Raw genomic sequence first — 15,515 nt, forward strand, 5'->3', positions numbered from 1 at the left:
CGGTGTGCAGGACTCTACATATATAGAGACTTCGTGGGGTAGGTTGACCAGGATCAAGCCGAACCACAGGAAGAGCTCGCCGACGATGACGCTGCAATTCGATCTGTCGGACCGACGGGTGCTGATCACCGGCGCCGGGCAGGGTGTCGGGCGGGGACTCGCCGACGCGTTCGGTGCCGCCGGGGCCACGGTGCTGGTCAACGACCTCCGGGCGGAGCGGGCCGAGACGGTGGCCGCCGAGCTGCGAGACGCGGGTGGCGACGCGGTAGCGGTGCCGTTCGACGTCACCGACTATCGAGCAGTCACCGAGGCGATCGAGCCGGCCGGGCCCGTCGATGTCCTGGTCAACAATGCGGGCAATGCCGGCGCCGAGGGCTTTGCCGCCCGGATGCCGTTCGCTGACTCCACCCCCGCCGACTGGGAGCCCTTCCTGCAGGTGAATCTGTATGGCGTACTGAACTGCACGCGTGCGGTGCTGCCGACGATGGTGGAACGGCACTGGGGTCGGGTCGTGACGATCGTCTCGGATGCGGGTCGGACTGGGGACGCCAGCGGTGCGGTCTATGCGGCGGCCAAGGCCGGTGCGGCGGGCCTGACGCGGTCGATCGCGCTGGAGAACGGCCGGTACGGGATCACCGCCAACAACATCGCGCTGGGCACCATGCGTACGCCGCTCACCGAACCGTTGTGGGCCGAGATGGCCGACTCCCCGCAGGCCAAGGCGATCCTGTCGCGCTATCCGATCCGCAGGCCCGGCCTGCCCGAGGATGTCGCCTATCTGACGGTGCTGCTGGCCAGTGACCACGGTTCCTGGATCACCGGCCAGACGCTACCGGTCAACGGCGGCTACTCCTTCGCGATGTGAGGTGGCCGGGGCTGCGGCGACGATTGCGGTGATGATGTCGAGGAGCTGCTCGTCGGAGGTGATCGTGCGGTCGCCGCGGGCCAGGGCCAGCATCAGCCCGCTGATGAAAGTCACCAGTACATAGGACTTTTCGTCGATCAGGGCGGCCTCGGTATCGGCCGGGCAGAGCCCCGCCACGACGTTGCGGTGCAGTTCGAAGAACCGCTGTTGATTGTGGCTGAACGCCTCGGCCAGCCCGGCGTCGCGGCTCGACGGCATGACCAGCTCGTAGCGGGCCTTGCTGCGGATCAGGCGCGCCCCGGAACCGGACCGGATGACCAGGCGGGCCAGGCCGCGGGCATCGCCGTGGCTGCCCGAACCGGTGGCCGCGGTGAGGTCGGATAGGTCGAGATCGGCGATGCGGTTGGCCGCCGCCCGGATCAACGCCGCGCTGGTGCGGAAGTAGAACGACGTGGTCCCCTCGGCAACCCCGGCCCTGCGGTCGACCTTGAGGTGGGTGACGCCCTTGATGCCCTCACGAGCCAGCAGAGCGATTGCCGCATCACATAATTCGCGCCGGCGTTGTTCGGGGTTCTGTTTGCCTCCCACGCTGGACCTAACGGCGGGCCGGCTCGGGCACGTGTTCCGGACGAATTCCGGTGCCCACCACGTATGCGGGGATCGCGGTGAGTTGGGGGAACCTGCGCAGGATGTTCACCAGGACTCCGGGCGGAGTGACCTCGGCGCCCGCCATCACCGGCGCCAGCACCTGACGATGCAGGATCCGTTGGACGCCTTGGGTAATGACGGTCGGCAGGGTGCGTTGGCGCTGCACCGCCGCCAGGTCGGATTCGGTGACCCGATGTTCGCGCAGCGGCTGGTACAGCAGGCGCGCGGTTGCCGCGGCGTCCTGGATCGCGACGTTGATCCCGATCCCGCCCGCCGGCGACATGGCGTGTGCGGCATCGCCGATGCACAGCAGGCCGTCGCGGTGCCACCGTGACAGGCGGTTGAGCTGGACATCGAGATGCTTGACGTCGTCCCACGAGGCGAGGGTGCTGACGTCGGCCTCGGGGATCAGCTCGGCGAGCTCGGCGTGAAAAGTGTCCAGGCCACGGCCCCGTAGTTCGGCGTCGCTGCCCTTCGGGATCAGGTAGGCGACCTGGAAGTAGCCGGTGCGCGGAATCATGATCAGCGCCCGGCCGGGTGCGGTGCGTGGGATCAGTGAGTACTGCCCATCCTCGTTGCGCGGCACCCGGAACCACCACACATCGAAGGGCACCGGGTAGTCCCGGGTCTCCAGCCCGGCCTCCTGCCTGACCAGCGACGTGCGCCCGTCGCAGGCGACGGTGAGCTCGGCGCGCAGTTCGCCGTCCCCGTCGGGGCTGGTGTAACGCACCCCGGTGACGCGTTCACCGTCGCGCAGCAGTCCGGTCACCTCGGTCCGCATGCGCAGGGTGAAGTTGGGTTCGTTGCGGCCCGCGTCAGCCAGCAGATCGAGAAAGTCCCACTGCGGCACCATCGCCACGTACGGATGACGCTGGCGCAGCCGTCGGAAGTCGATGAACGTCACCGGTTCACCGTCGACCGGGAACTCGGCCTTCTCCACCTTGCTGTAGCCGATCTTGCTGAACTCGGCGAAGAGCCCCAGCTCGTCGAGCATGCGCATGGTGCTGGGATGCACGGTGTCCCCGCGGAAGTCGCGCAGGAAGTCGGCGTGCTTCTCCATGACGGTGACTTCCACCCCGCACCGGGCCAGGATCAGCCCGAGCATCATCCCGGCGGGTCCGCCGCCCACGATCGCGCAGGTGGTGTCAGGCATGTGCGAGTCCCTTCAGCGCGTCGGGCAGGGGTTCGGTGTGCAGCACGCCGAGGCGCTGCGTCGCGCGGGTGAGCGCGACATACAACTCGGCGGCGCCGCGGTCGCCGTCGGCCAGGATCCGTGCGGGCTCCACCACGAGCACGGCGTCGAACTCCAGGCCCTTGGTTTCCGACGGTGGGACCGTACCGGGCACCTCGGGCGGACCGATCACCACGCAGGTGCCGTCCCGCGTTGCCTCTTCGCGCACGAATTCCTCGACAGCCGAGGCGATTTCGTCGGCGGCAAGCTGACGTGACCAGGGCTGCACACCGCAGGACCGGACGGACTCCGGCGGTTGGACCCCGGGCGCGAACTCCGCGAGCAGCGCCCCGGCCACCGCCATGATCTCGGCCGGCGTCCGGTAGTTGACCGACAGTGTCCGGTAGATCCACCGGCCGGGCACATACGGCTCGAGCATCGCGTCCCAGGATCGGGCACCGGCGGCCGAGCGGCGCTGGGCCAGATCGCCGACCACCGTGAAGGACCGGCGCGGGCAACGACGCATGAGCACCCGCCAGTCCATCTCGGACAGTTCCTGGGCTTCGTCGACCACCACATGACCGTAGGTCCAATCCCGGTCGGCTGCAGCGCGTTCGGCCAGTTCGCGGGTGTCGCGTTCGAGGAACCGGTCGGCGAGGTCCTCGGCGTCGATCAGGTCGCTGGCCAGCAGGTGGTCTTCGTCGTCCATCAGATCCTCGCGGGCGATCATCAGGTCGAGCACCCCGGCGGCGTACGCGGCTTCCTCGCGCCGTTCGCGTTCGGCGGCCTCCTCGCCCGCCTTGTCCCGGCCCAGCAGGTCGACCAGCTCGTCGAGCAGGGGGACGTCCGAGACGGTCCAGGCGCTGCCGTCGGCGCGGAACAGCCGAGGGTCGGCGCCGGCTGCCTTGAGCCGATCCGGTGACGAATACAGCGGGGCCAGCAGGGTCTCCGGGGTCAGAATCGGCCACAGTGCATCCAGTGCCGCAGCGAACGCGGCGTTGTCGTCGAGTTCGCCGACCACGCTGGCCCGCAGTTCCTCCCACGCCGCCTTGTCCTGGCGGCTCAACCAGCCCTTGCCGATGCGGGCGACGGCCCGCTCGGTGAGGACGTAGGTGACGATGTCGCGGAACGTCGGGCGGGCCTCGTTGTGCGGCAACCCGGTTTCGCGAGCCTCCTCGATCGCCCACTGCGCGGTTTCGGCGTCGATGCGCACGGTGACGTCGGGCAGCTCGATCAGGATGGGCTCGTCGGGAACCTCCTGGCGGTCGGCCACGGCGGCGGCCAGCACGTCGAGGATCTTCAACGAGCCCTTTATCGCGGCCACGTCGGGCGCGTCCTCGGTGGTGACCTGGAGACCGGGCACCAGGTCACCGGGCGTCATGAACACCGCATCAGACTCACCCAGCGAGGGCAGCACCCGGCCGATGTGGTGCAGGAACGCCTCGTTGGGCCCGACCACCAGCACACCGTGGCGTTCGATCCGCTCGCGGTGGGTGTAGAGCAGATAGGCCACCCGGTGCAGTGCCACCACGGTCTTGCCGGTGCCCGGGCCACCCTCGACCACGAGTACGCCGGTGTGCTCGCTGCGGATGACCTCGTCCTGTTCGGCCTGGATCGTCGCGACGATGTCGCGCATGCCCTCGCCGCGCGGGGCGTTCACCGCGGCCAGCAGTGCGGCATCACCTTCGTCACCGTCGGTGGGCCGGCCCAGCACTTCGTCGGTGAAATCGAGAACCCGGCGTCCCAGCGTGCGGAACTGGCGGCGTCGACGCATGTTCTCCGGGTGGGCCCCGGTCGCGGTATAGAACGGCCGGGCCAACGGCGCCCGCCAGTCCAGCAACAACGATTCGTAATCGTCCTCGCGGTCGAAGATGCCCAGGCGCCCGACGTAGAGATGTTCCCCGGCAAGGGTTTCCAGCCGGCCGAAGCACAGGCCGTTGTCGGCTACGTCGAGCCGGTTGCCTTCCTTCGCCAACGCCAGCACTTCGGCGTCACGTTCCACCGCGCTGCCGCCGTGCTCACGCAGCGCGGCGCGGTACCGGTCACGCACCCGGACTCGCTCGGCGTCCAGGCGGTTGTAGAGCCCGTCGACGTAGGTCTGTTCGGTCTGTACTTCGATGTCGTGGTCGTCAGTTGGCACGTTCCCCACAGTTCCCTCGCTTATCCGTGGTTTGGTTCGGCCAGCGATTGTGCGCCATCACCGGGGCCTTGCCGCAAGGCCCCGGGGTCGCGATAAAATCGGGGTAAGCAATCGCTCACCCCATCCGGCCCGCATCCACGATACGCAGCACCGCGGCACCTTCCTCGTCGCTGGCGGCGAGGTCCACTTCCACGTCAAAGCCCCAATCGTGATCTCCCGCCGGGTCTTCGAGGATTTGTCGCACACGCCACACCTGCGGCTGCCGGTCGAAGATCAGCAACGCCGGGCCGCGCGCGTCGGCTCCGGTGCCCACCTCGGCATGCTCGTCGAAGTACTCGTCGCCGACTTCGGCCCAGCGATCGGCTGTCCACCCGGATGAGGCGTCCAGCGTCCCGAGCTCGTCCCAACGTGCCCGGGCGAACAACTCCACCCGCCGGAACAACGCATTGCGCACCATCGCGGTGAACGCCCGCTCGTTGCCGGTCAGCGGGCGCGGTCGGGCGGGCATGGCGACCGGAACGTCATGGGGTTGATCGGGGCTGGTCAGCTGTTCCCACTCGTCGAGGAGGCTGGAATCGACCTGGCGCACCAACTCACCGAGCCACTCGACGATGTCGGTCAGCGTCTCGGTGCGGGCGGCCGTCGGGACGCCCGAGCGCAGCGCCTTGAACGCGTCGGACAGGTAGCGCAGCACCGCTCCCTCGGAACGGGTCAGCCCGTAGATGCTGATGTACTCGCGGAAGGTCAGGGCCCGCTCCCACATTTCGCGCACCACGGACTTGGGGGACAAATGCCCGTCGGCCGCCCACGGGTTGGTCTGCCGGTACACCTCGTAGGTGTGACTCAGCAGCTCGGCCAGCGGCTTGGGATAGGTGACCTCGTCGAGTAGTTCGATGCGTTCGTCGTACTCGATGCCGTCGGCCTTCATCTGGGCGACCGCCTCGCCCCTGGCCTTGTTCAGTTGGGCGGCCAGGATCTGGCGGGGATCTTCCAGCGTGGCTTCGATCACCGAAACCACGTCTAAGGCAAAGCTTTCCGACTCCGTATCGAGCACATCGACCGCGGCCAGCGCGAAGGTAGACAGTGGTTGGTTGAGTGCGAAATCCGGCGGGAGGTCGACCGTCAGCCGGTAGCGACGGCCGTCCGCCTCAGGTTCGGCAAGCCGCTCCACCACACCGGCCTGCAGCAGGGAGCGGGCGATGCCGACCGCCTCCCGGATGTGCCGAAGCTGACGTTTGCGTGGTTCATGGTTGTCGGTGAGGAGTCGACGCATCGCCGCGAACGGGTCACCGGGACGGTCGACCACATCGAGAATCATCGCCGTCGACACCCGCATGTTGCTGGTCAATGCTTCGGGGGCGGCGTCGATCAGCCGGTTCATGGTGTTCTCGCCCCACGGAACCATGCCCTCAGGGGCCTTGCGCCGCACCAACTTTCGACGCTTCTTCGGGTCGTCGGCCACCTTGGCGAACTGTTTGAGGTTCTCCACCTCGTGGTCGGGCGCCTGCACCACGACGGTGCCCGCGGTGTCGTATCCGGCGCGCCCGGCCCGCCCGGCGATCTGATGGAACTCACGGGCGTTGAGCAACCGCATCCGGGTGCCGTCGTATTTGGACAGGGCCGAGAAGACGACGGTGCGGATCGGGACGTTGATACCGACGCCGAGGGTGTCGGTCCCGCAGATCACCTTGAGCAGCCCGGCCTGGGCCAGCTGTTCCACCAGCCGGCGGTACTTGGGCAGCATGCCGGCGTGGTGGACACCGATGCCGTGGCGCACGAGCCGGGACAACGTGGTCCCGAAGGTCGTGGAGAACCGGAAACCGCCGATCATGTCGGCGATCGCGGCCTTCTCCTCCTTGGTGCTGACGTTGACGCTCATCAGCGCCTGGGCCCGTTCCAGCGCCGAGGCCTGGGTGAAGTGCACGACGTAGATCGGCGCCTGCAACGTGGCGAGCAACTCGGCGATGGTCTCGTGCATCGCCGTGGTGGCGTACGAGTAGAACAACGGCACCGGACGCTCAGCGCCGGCCACCAGTGCGGTCTCCCGCCCGGTGCGCCGGGTCAGGTCCTTGCGCAGGAAGTCGACGTCACCGAGCGTCGCCGACATCAACAGGAACTGGGCCTTGGGAAGTTCCAGCAGTGGCACCTGCCACGCCCAGCCGCGGTCCGGGTCGCCGTAGAAGTGGAACTCGTCCATCACCACGAGGCCGATGTCCGCGTCGGCTCCTTCACGCAGCGCAAGGTTGGCCAGGATCTCGGCGGTGCAGGCGATGATCGGCGCATCGGCGTTGACCGATGCGTCCCCGGTGAGCATGCCGACGTTGGCCGCGCCGAACACGTCGCACAGCGCGAAGAACTTCTCACTGACCAGCGCCTTGATCGGGGCGGTGTAGAAACTGACGCGGTCCGCGGCGAGCGCCGCATAGATCGCCCCGGTGGCCACCAGGGATTTACCGGAACCCGTCGGCGTCGCGAGGATCACGTTCGCCCCGCTGACCAGTTCGATCAGCGCCTCTTCCTGCGCTGGGTACAGCGTGGTGCCGTTGGCTTCGGCCCAGGCGGCGAAGTCGGTGAACAAAGAGTCGGCGTCGTCAGCCTTGGCGTGTAGCGCCGACAGGTCGTTCGGGTCGTCGAAAAGGGGCTGGGTGGCGGTCATGTTGTTGACCAGCGTGCCAGGTTGGCCCGCACAGCCGCTCGGCCGCCACTGCGTTACGCACGCGAACTCCCTGCGGCCTGAGCGCCGTTAACCGAACTGGCCCGGCTGGTAGTCGCCGGCCGGCTGCTGAATGATCACGTTCAGGCGGTTGACGGTGTTCATGAAGGCGATCAGGCACACGAGCGCGGCCAGTTGATCTTCGTCGTAATGCTTGACCGCGTTCGCCCATATCTCGTCGCTGACCCCGCCCGCCGCGTCAGCGATCCGGGTGCCCTGCTCGGTGAGTTCCAGGGCCGCGCGTTCGGCTTCGGTGAACACCGTTGCCTCTCGCCACGCGGCGACCAGGTGGAGCCGCTGCTGGGTCTCCCCGGCGAGCACGGCGTCCTTGGTGTGCATGTCGGTGCAGAAGGCGCAGCCATTGATCTGGCTGGCGCGCAGCGCGACCAATTGCTGCGTTGCGTCGGGGAGTGTCGAGCCCGTGATCACCTTGCCCGCCGAGGTGACGTACTTGAGCATCTTGACGGCGGTCGGGTTCTCGAACAGGTTCAAACGGGCATCCATGGTGCACTCCTGGTTGAAGGTGACTACACCCTCGAGACACCGCGACTCGACGAAATGTGACATGCGGCGATAATCAGCGGGTGCCGACACCGTCCACTGTTGAGGTTGTTCTGTTGGTGGTTGTCGTCGTGCTGTTCGCGGCGTTCGTCACGTTCCTGGTGCTGTTCATCGTGAGCCGCCGACAGCTGACGACGGCCCGACGCGAGATCGAGAGCATGAAGCTCGAAGACGAGGACCGCCGTCGCAGGCGCCGTCGCGGCGTGGCCCCCTTGGCGATCAAGACGGTCTTTCAGACCGCGGACATGCTGATCAACAAGGGGCTGGGCGCAACGGTGCGCAACTCGATCGAGGATCTGGCCGGATGGGCCCAGGTGGAACGCCCGGACCTGGCTCGGCTGACCGCCGACGGGCGCGTCGTCATCGTCTTCTCCGACATCGAGGGCTCGACTGAGTACAACGCCGCGATGGGTGACCGCGCCTGGGTGAAGCTGCTGGAGAAGCACAACAAACTCGTCCAGACCCGCGTCGACCAGCACGGTGGTCATGTGGTGAAAACCCAGGGCGACGGGTTCATGATTGCGTTCGCCGGCCCGGAGAATGCCGTGCGATTCGCCACCGATGTGCAGGGTGCGCTCGCGGAGAACGCCCAGCGGTGGCAGGCGATCCGGGTGCGGATCGGCGTGCACATGGGCACGTCGGTGCGTCGGGGTGACGACTTGTTCGGGCTCGACGTCGCGATGGCCGCGCGCGTCGCCAGTCAGGCCGACGGCGGTGAGATCCTGGTCAGCGAACCGGTCGGGGACGCGGTCAGGCATCTCGACGGCATCGTCCTGGGTGCGGCCCGCGAAGTGGAACTGAAGGGCCTGCCGGGGACTCACCGGCTATATCCGGTCCTCAGCGTCGAGCAGCGGGCGCTGGAGGCGGCGGCTGGACGTGACGCGTGACCCACTGCGCGGCGAGCTTGATCAGGCCCGATTTCGGATAGGTGATGTGCGCGTCCCAGTCGCGGCCGGGCGAGCAGATGGGGTCGTTGGTGTTGCACAGGTCCGCGGTCCTGGCGCCGAAGTCCGGGCTCATGCGGGTCAGCGGCTGACCGAGGCGTGCCGACGGGTTGCCGAAGACGACGACCGAGGCGATGCGCGGGACGACCGCGGCGGGCAGTGGGGCCGTGTAGCCCAGGCCGGCGACCGGTGAGGTGGCCACGACGTCGACCACGGCGGCGCCCTGCGAGTAGCCGCCCAGCACGATCTTGGTCTTGGGGCACCGCGCCGCGGTGGCCTGGACGCGCTTGCTCATGTCGGTGGCCCCGGCGGCGGCCTTCTGGAATTCCCACGATGCCGGGTACTGCACCGCGTAGGTGCCGACCGTGGAGCCTTTGACCATGGGGCGCAGTGTGTCGACGAACGCCTTGCCGACATTGCCGATACCGGCGGGCTCATCGGTGCCACGGGCGAAGACGACTTCGATGTCGGGGCAGTCCGGTGCGGCCGAGGAGACAGGCGTCGCGATTGTGCCCACGACGACGGTCGCAGTCAGTGCTGCGATGCCCGCGAGGGCCGATACCGTACGGACACCCACGAACCACTTCTACCACTGTTGTCACAGCAATGCCCAGGCTTACCAGGGCCGCGTAGCGGGTATCACGTAGTAATGACCGGTCCAGTGCTCGACGAACTCCTGCACATCGAACGCGCCGGCTGGGATTCACTGTGTGAGTCGACCGGCGCCGACTTCTACGGCGAGCTGATGCTTCCCGACGCCGTCATGGTCCTCGCCAACGGCATGGTGATGGACCGGAACACCGTCGTCAGCGCGCTGGCCCAATCCCCGCCGTGGCGGGCCTACGAGATCAGCGGCGTGCACCTGATCGCCGTCGACGACGACAACGCGGTGCTGGTCTACACGGGTACCGCCTACCGCGACGCCGACGAGCCCGCGTTCGTCGGCGCGATGTCCAGCGTCTACCACCGGACCGCAGGCGTGTGGAAGCTCACGCTGTACCAGCAGACCCGCAAGGCCGAGTAGACCTCGCCGGTCAGGCCTGCCGCGTCCCGCTTATGGTCGAGCGGTGACCATCGCGTACGACGAATCGCTGCGGGAACGGATCGGGGCGCATCTGGCGGGGCACCAGCGCCGCTCGGTGACCGACCCGACGAAGCGCCACGCGGCCGTGGCGGTGGTCCTGGTGGACTCCGAACTCGGCGAGGACCGGGTGGATCCGGCCCCGGTCGACGAGTGGATCGACGGCCGCCCGATGCCGGAACCAGGCCTCGACGGCCGCATGGTGGACGTTTCCGGAGGGGCAGCGTTCCTGTTGTGCCGCAGGACATCTCGACTTTCCTCCCACGCCGCGCAGTGGGCGCTTCCCGGTGGTCGGCTGGACCCGGGTGAAACGGCGATCGAGGCCGCGTTGCGGGAACTGGACGAGGAGGTCGGGGTCAGCCTGCCCGACTCGGCGGTGTTGGGCCTGCTCGACGACTACCCGACCCGCTCCGGTTACGTGATCACCCCGGTGGTGGTCTGGGGCGGCGGCCGGCTGGACCTGCGCCCGTCGCCCGACGAGGTGGTGGCGGCCTACCGGGTGGGGCTGCATCAACTACAGCGCGCGGATTCGCCGCGGTTCGTCACGATTCCGGAGAGCCCGCGCCCCGTGGTGCAGATCCCGCTGGGTCACGACCTGATCCACGCCCCGACCGGGGCCGTGTTGCTGCAGTTGCGGTGGCTGGCACTGGAGGGCCGCACCGATCCGGTCGACGAACTCGAACAGCCGGTGTTCGCCTGGAAGTAAGGCTCAGGTCTGGCCCGGACGGGCCCGTCGCCCGGGCCGGGCTGCTTTGGTAGTCGCTGCCGTATGCGGGTGCGGCAGCGTCGACGGTGGGTCAATGCGCTGAAACGACTGCTGGATACGTTCCCGATCGCCGCCGAGTCCGACCAGGAGGTTGCTGATGTGCGGTGCCAGCACCCGCGAGACGCCACCGCCGTCGGTGCCGAAGACTCCGATGATCTCGGCCAGCACGTAGCCGTGCATCATGGTCCAGATCTGCGCGGCGACGGCCACCGGATCGCCCTCGTCGATGGCGCCGATGTCCATGCAACGCCGGACGAACACGGGGATCTGGGCGAAGACCGAGTTGATCTCGGACAGGTCCGCCGGGTTGCCGTCCAGCGTGAGGTCGCGTCCGATCGGCAGGGCGATGGACGGTGAGGTGATTCCGAACATCAGCCGGTAACGCTGCGGATAGGTGAGCGCGTACTCGCGGTAGGCCAGTCCGGAGGCGAGCAGGTCGGCCACCGGGTCATCGGTGTCCGGGCGTCGGCTCAGATGCTCACCGAACCGCATGTACGACTCCCGCACGAGCGCCTCGTACAGGCCGGGCATGCCGTCGAAGTGGGTGTATACCGCCATCGTCGAGGCGCCGATCCGCTTGGCCAGCATGCGGGCACTGAGTGCCTCCGGCCCGCTCTCCTCGAGAACCTGGAGGCTCTCCTCGATCAGGCGCTCGCGAATTCCCATGGTGTCCATCGTTCTGGACATGCTGCCATAACAATGTTATACCTGCCAATAACATTGTTATGGATGGTGGGGGAGCCATGCTGGAGACCATTGCCCGAGCAGCAAGCAGGTACGCACTGCTGGTCATGGCGGCCTGGTTGGTGCTGGCCGGCCTCGGCACCATCGCGGTGCCCCAACTTGAACACGTTGTGAAAGACCAGTCCCGGGCGTTCTTTCCGACTGATTCCGGTGCCACCGAGGCGGCGCAACGGATGGGCACGTTGTTCGGGGATTCCGACAGCAACAACATCGCCTATGTCGTCCTCGACGCCGACCGGACTTTGGGGGACGCCGACCGCGCCTACTACCGCGCCCTCGCCGACCGACTGCGCACCGACACCCCCGGCGTCGAATCGATCATGGATCTGTGGGACGACCCTGCCGCGGCGGCAGTATTCGAAAGCCAGGACCACCGGGCGGCCTACCTGATGGCCCGGCTCTCCGGGCAACTGGGCAGCAGCACCGCGACCGACGCCGTGGCCGCCCTGCGCACCGCGGTCGACGCGGCTGACGCCCCTGCCGGTCTACGCGTCCACGTCACCGGGCCCGGGCCCAGCCTGGTCGACGAATTCGCCGCCCTGGATGCCCAATTGGCGAGGATCACGGTGCTGACCGTCGGAATGATCGCCGCGCTCCTGCTTTTGGTGTACCGCTCGCCGATCACCGCGGCCGTCCCACTTGCCTCGGTGGGGTTGGCGCTGGCGGTCGCGCGGCCCGTGGTCGCGCTGCTCGGCGAGCACGGCGTGATCGAGGTGTCGGTGTTCTCGGTCGCGTTGATGTCGGCGATGGTGCTCGGCGCCGGGACCGACTACGGAATCTTCCTGCTCGGCCGCTATCACGAGAACCGGCGCGCAGGGCTGGCGCCGCCGGATGCCCTGGCCGACGCCTACCGTCGGGTGGCCCCCGTGATCGTCGGATCGTCCGCCACGATCGCCACCGCGCTGTTCTGCCTGACCTTCGCCAAGGTGAACTTCCTGCGTAGCGCCGGGATACCCAGTGGGATAGGTGTTCTCGCGGCGATGCTGGGTGCGCTGACGTTGACACCGGCATTGATCGGTTGGTTCAGCCGGCGCGGATGGATCGAGCCGCGCGCGGCACGGGCCAGTCGCCGATGGCGCAAGATCGGCACCGCCGTCGCCCGCTGGCCGGTTCCGATCCTGGTGGTCGCCGTGGCCGCGCTGATCGTCTGCACGGTGCCGCTGCTGGGCGCCAAGCTCAGCTTCTCGGAGCTGTCCGCGCAGCCGGCCGGCACCGACTCCAGTCGCGGATACCAGGCGGTTCACGGCCGTTTCCCGGACAACCGGCTGTTGCCCGAGATCGTCTCCATCGAGGCCGACCGCGACCTGCGCAATCCCGCCGGGCTCATCACAATCGAGCGGGTCACCAGAAAGATCCTGGAGGTACGCGGGGTACGCACGGTGCAATCCGCGAGTCGGCCGGCAGGGACCCCCGTCCGCCAGGGCACGTTGACCTACCAGGCCGGTCAGATCGGCGAACAGCTCGACGGCACAGCGCAATCCGCGCTCAACGGGATGAACTCCGTGGACACCGTCAGCGCCACCATCGGCCGGCTCGACGGCGCTCTCGACGGCATGCAACGCGGGTTGAGCGGTGCCGTCGACGGACTGAACCGGGTCGGGGCCGGCTCGCAGGACATCGGCGCCGGCATGACCGGGCTGCAGGGCAACCTGCAGGAGGTGTCCGGGTATGCCGATCCGCTGCGCCAATTCGTCGACAACAACCCCGACTGTGCGGCCAACCCGATCTGTGCGGCGGTGCAGAAGATCGTCACGCCCCTCGACGACGCGGTCAGCGCGACGGGCACCCTCGCCGGCGGTGCAGGGGCACTCGAGGACGGTGCCGCCAGTGCCACCAAGTCACTCGACGGGGCGGCCAAGGGCGTCGCGACGATGCGCTCGGCGTTGGCCCAGCTCCGCAGCCTCACCACCACCCTGCGTTCCAGCCTGGGCTCCGTCGGCCCGCAGATGCAGCAGATGACCGGCTACCTGTCACAGCTGAGCTCCGATTTCGACGGTAGCTCAGACGGTGGATTTTATTTGCCGCCAAGGACTTTCGACGATCCGCAGTATCGGCGGGTGATGGGCATGATGTTCTCCCCGGATGGCCACGCCACCCGGTTGCTGATCTACGGCGACGGTGAGTCCTGGGGGCGGGACGGCGCTGATCGATCCGCCGAGATCCGCATCGCCGCGGCCGAAGCACTCAAGGACACCCCGCTGGCGGCCAGCGGCGTCGTCGGCCTCACCGGGGTCGGCACTGCCACCGCAGAACTCGTCACCTACGTGCAGCACGACTTCACCCTGCTCGTGATCGCCACGCTCGTCCTGATTTTCGTGATCGTGGCCGGCATGCTGCGCAGCCCGGTCGCCGGGATCGTGGTGTTGGCCACCGTCACCATCTCCTACGCATCGGCGCTGGGGGCCAGCGTGGCCATCTGGCAGTTTCTGGTCGGCCAACCGCTGCACTGGGCGGTGCCCGCTCTGGCGTTCATCGCCCTGGTCGCAGTCGGGGCGGATTACAACCTGCTGCTGGCGATGCGGTTGCGCGACGAGGCCCGGGCCGGTGTGCGCACCGCGACGATCCGGGCCTTCGCCGGCACCGGCAGCGTCGTCACGATCGCCGGGATCGTGTTCGGGCTGACGATGTTCGCGATGCTCGGTGCCAGTGTGGTGACGATCGCCCAGGTGGGTTCCACCATAGGCATCGGACTGCTGATCGACACCCTGGTGGTGCGGACCTTCGTGGTGCCGCCGATCGCGGTGCTGCTCGGCCGCTGGTTCTGGTGGCCGCGGCGGGTGCCGGCGATGCCGGGCGCAGACAGCGGGGCATGAGTTCGGCAAAGTCTGGGTACATCGTCTGGGTCAGGGAAAGGGGGACGACCGACCGGAGAGGATTCCATGACCGCACCGCGATTGCAGGCTGACCAGCGTGATGCCGCCGAGGCCCAGCGCATTGTGGGCGCGGTGACCTCGACGTTCGCCACCCGGGTGGTCGGCCAGGACCACCTGCGCGAATCGATGTTGGTCGCGCTGCTCGCCGGTGGCCACCTGCTCCTCGAGAGCGTTCCCGGGCTGGCCAAGACCACCGCAGCCCGGGTGGTGGCCGAGTCCATCGACGGCCGCTTCCGCCGTATCCAGTGCACCCCCGACCTGCTGCCCAGCGACATCATCGGAACCCAGATCTACGAGGCCGAGCACAATTCGTTCGCCACCCAACTCGGCCCGGTACACGCCAACATCGTGTTGCTCGACGAGATCAACCGCTCCAGCGCGAAGACCCAGAGCGCCATGCTGGAGGCGATGGAGGAACGCCAGACCACGATCGCCGGCGTCGAATATCCCGTCCCCGAACCATTTCTCGTCATCGCCACCCAGAACCCCGTCGACCAGGAAGGCACCTATCCGCTGTCGGAGGCGCAGACCGACCGGTTCATGCTCAAGGAGATCGTGGGCTATCCCTCGATCGAGGACGAGGTCGAGATCGCCGCCCGGATGGATGCCGGTCTCTACGACCGCGGCCACCGCGCCGCCCCGGTGGTCACCATGGACGACGTGCGCCGCGTCCAGGGCATCGTCCGGTCGGTATATCTGGACCGCGCCCTGGTCGAATACGCCAGCAGGCTGGTCGCCGTCACCCGCGAACCCGAGCAGCACCTACCGGCGAACCTGGCCAGGGTGATCGAGTACGGCGCCAGCCCTCGAGCCACTCTGGCGTTCTGCCGGACGTCGCGCGCTCTGGCGACGCTGCGGGGCCGCGACCACGTGGTACCCGACGACATCGCCCGGCTGGCGCACCGCGTGCTGAGACACCGGCTGATCCTCGGCTTCGAAGCGGCGACTGCCCGGATCACCTCCGACGTCGTCGTCGACGCGGTGCTCCGCGCGGTCCAGGTCCCGTGAG

General features: G+C 68.0%; 13 protein-coding genes. 6 read left to right on the top strand and 7 right to left on the bottom strand.

Translation table 11 applies throughout. The features are described 5' to 3' along the window. Nucleotides 1–85: 85 nt before the first annotated feature. Complete coding sequence (locus JOF57_RS25740; RefSeq protein ID WP_209921799.1) at nucleotides 86–865, top strand: SDR family NAD(P)-dependent oxidoreductase; 780 nt, start codon at nucleotides 86–88, stop codon at nucleotides 863–865. Here the strand turns inward: JOF57_RS25740 and JOF57_RS25745 are convergent. The 5 genes from JOF57_RS25745 to JOF57_RS25765 all read right to left on the bottom strand — a co-directional run bounded on the left by JOF57_RS25745 (nucleotide 830) and on the right by JOF57_RS25765 (nucleotide 8,041). Further along, a complete protein-coding gene (locus JOF57_RS25745) occupies nucleotides 830–1,453 on the bottom strand; it encodes a TetR/AcrR family transcriptional regulator (protein WP_209921801.1) in 624 nt (207 codons plus the stop codon). The genes JOF57_RS25740 and JOF57_RS25745 overlap by 36 nt on opposite strands. 7 nt (nucleotides 1,454–1,460) lie before the next feature. Beyond that, nucleotides 1,461–2,666 (bottom strand): FAD-dependent oxidoreductase, encoded by a 1,206-nt coding sequence (locus tag JOF57_RS25750; RefSeq protein WP_209921802.1) that lies wholly within the window; start codon nucleotides 2,664–2,666, stop codon nucleotides 1,461–1,463. Further along, nucleotides 2,659–4,824 carry an RNA polymerase recycling motor ATPase HelR gene (gene helR / locus JOF57_RS25755; RefSeq protein ID WP_209921804.1) on the bottom strand — a complete coding sequence of 722 codons (2,166 nt, stop codon included), beginning with the start codon at nucleotides 4,822–4,824 and terminating at the stop codon, nucleotides 2,659–2,661. Before helR ends, JOF57_RS25750 begins: the two co-directional genes overlap by 8 nt. Before the next feature lie 115 nt (nucleotides 4,825–4,939). Continuing rightward, nucleotides 4,940–7,480 (bottom strand): DEAD/DEAH box helicase, encoded by a 2,541-nt coding sequence (locus JOF57_RS25760; RefSeq protein WP_209921806.1) that lies wholly within the window; start codon nucleotides 7,478–7,480, stop codon nucleotides 4,940–4,942. Between the two features lie 87 nt (nucleotides 7,481–7,567). Continuing rightward, the gene (locus JOF57_RS25765) at nucleotides 7,568–8,041 is read right to left on the bottom strand and encodes a carboxymuconolactone decarboxylase family protein (protein WP_209921809.1); all 474 of its coding nucleotides are present in this window, start codon (nucleotides 8,039–8,041) and stop codon (nucleotides 7,568–7,570) included. 80 nt (nucleotides 8,042–8,121) lie between these two features. Here JOF57_RS25765 and JOF57_RS25770 point away from each other — a divergent pair, with 80 nt between their 5' ends. Further along, complete coding sequence (locus tag JOF57_RS25770) at nucleotides 8,122–8,985, top strand: adenylate/guanylate cyclase domain-containing protein (protein ID WP_307870103.1); 864 nt, start codon at nucleotides 8,122–8,124, stop codon at nucleotides 8,983–8,985. Here JOF57_RS25770 and JOF57_RS25775 read toward each other — a convergent pair. Then, nucleotides 8,936–9,619, bottom strand: a complete 684-nt coding sequence (locus JOF57_RS25775) for a cutinase family protein (protein WP_407666602.1) — start codon at nucleotides 9,617–9,619, stop codon at nucleotides 8,936–8,938. The genes JOF57_RS25770 and JOF57_RS25775 overlap by 50 nt on opposite strands. A 72-nt stretch (nucleotides 9,620–9,691) precedes the next feature. On the opposite strand from JOF57_RS25775, the gene JOF57_RS25780 reads away from it, so the two are divergent. Beyond that, nucleotides 9,692–10,066 (top strand): nuclear transport factor 2 family protein, encoded by a 375-nt coding sequence (locus tag JOF57_RS25780; RefSeq protein ID WP_209921810.1) that lies wholly within the window; start codon nucleotides 9,692–9,694, stop codon nucleotides 10,064–10,066. A 43-nt stretch (nucleotides 10,067–10,109) separates the two neighbouring features. Next, on the top strand, nucleotides 10,110–10,829 hold the full coding sequence (locus JOF57_RS25785) for an NUDIX hydrolase (RefSeq protein ID WP_209921812.1): 720 nt from the start codon (nucleotides 10,110–10,112) through the stop codon (nucleotides 10,827–10,829). 3 nt (nucleotides 10,830–10,832) lie between these two features. Here the strand turns inward: JOF57_RS25785 and JOF57_RS25790 are convergent, their stop codons facing one another. Further along, nucleotides 10,833–11,576, bottom strand: coding sequence for a TetR/AcrR family transcriptional regulator (locus JOF57_RS25790; RefSeq protein WP_209921814.1), 744 nt, complete (start codon nucleotides 11,574–11,576; stop codon nucleotides 10,833–10,835). Between the two features lie 56 nt (nucleotides 11,577–11,632). Between JOF57_RS25790 and JOF57_RS25795 the strand changes: the two genes are divergently transcribed. After that, nucleotides 11,633–14,446 (top strand): MMPL/RND family transporter, encoded by a 2,814-nt coding sequence (locus tag JOF57_RS25795; protein ID WP_234938253.1) that lies wholly within the window; start codon nucleotides 11,633–11,635, stop codon nucleotides 14,444–14,446. A 66-nt stretch (nucleotides 14,447–14,512) separates the two neighbouring features. Further along, a complete protein-coding gene (locus JOF57_RS25800) occupies nucleotides 14,513–15,514 on the top strand; it encodes an AAA family ATPase (protein ID WP_209921816.1) in 1,002 nt (333 codons plus the stop codon). Nucleotide 15,515: the final 1 nt, after the last annotated feature.

Source organism: Mycolicibacterium lutetiense, from assembly GCF_017876775.1.
Lineage (GTDB): Bacteria > Actinomycetota > Actinomycetes > Mycobacteriales > Mycobacteriaceae > Mycobacterium > Mycobacterium lutetiense.

Bases quoted from the DNA above. Each gene is read 5' to 3' on its own strand.
- JOF57_RS25795 (WP_234938253.1), top strand. From the start codon at position 11,633: ATGCTGGAGACCATTGCCCGAGCAGCAAGCAGGTACGCACTGCTGGTC.
- JOF57_RS25765 (WP_209921809.1), bottom strand. From the start codon at position 8,041: ATGGATGCCCGTTTGAACCTGTTCGAGAACCCGACCGCCGTCAAGATG.
- JOF57_RS25740 (WP_209921799.1), top strand. From the start codon at position 86: ATGACGCTGCAATTCGATCTGTCGGACCGACGGGTGCTGATCACCGGC.
- JOF57_RS25750 (WP_209921802.1), bottom strand. From the start codon at position 2,666: ATGCCTGACACCACCTGCGCGATCGTGGGCGGCGGACCCGCCGGGATG.
- JOF57_RS25760 (WP_209921806.1), bottom strand. From the start codon at position 7,480: ATGACCGCCACCCAGCCCCTTTTCGACGACCCGAACGACCTGTCGGCG.
- JOF57_RS25780 (WP_209921810.1), top strand. From the start codon at position 9,692: ATGACCGGTCCAGTGCTCGACGAACTCCTGCACATCGAACGCGCCGGC.
- JOF57_RS25800 (WP_209921816.1), top strand. From the start codon at position 14,513: ATGACCGCACCGCGATTGCAGGCTGACCAGCGTGATGCCGCCGAGGCC.
- JOF57_RS25790 (WP_209921814.1), bottom strand. From the start codon at position 11,576: ATGTCCAGAACGATGGACACCATGGGAATTCGCGAGCGCCTGATCGAG.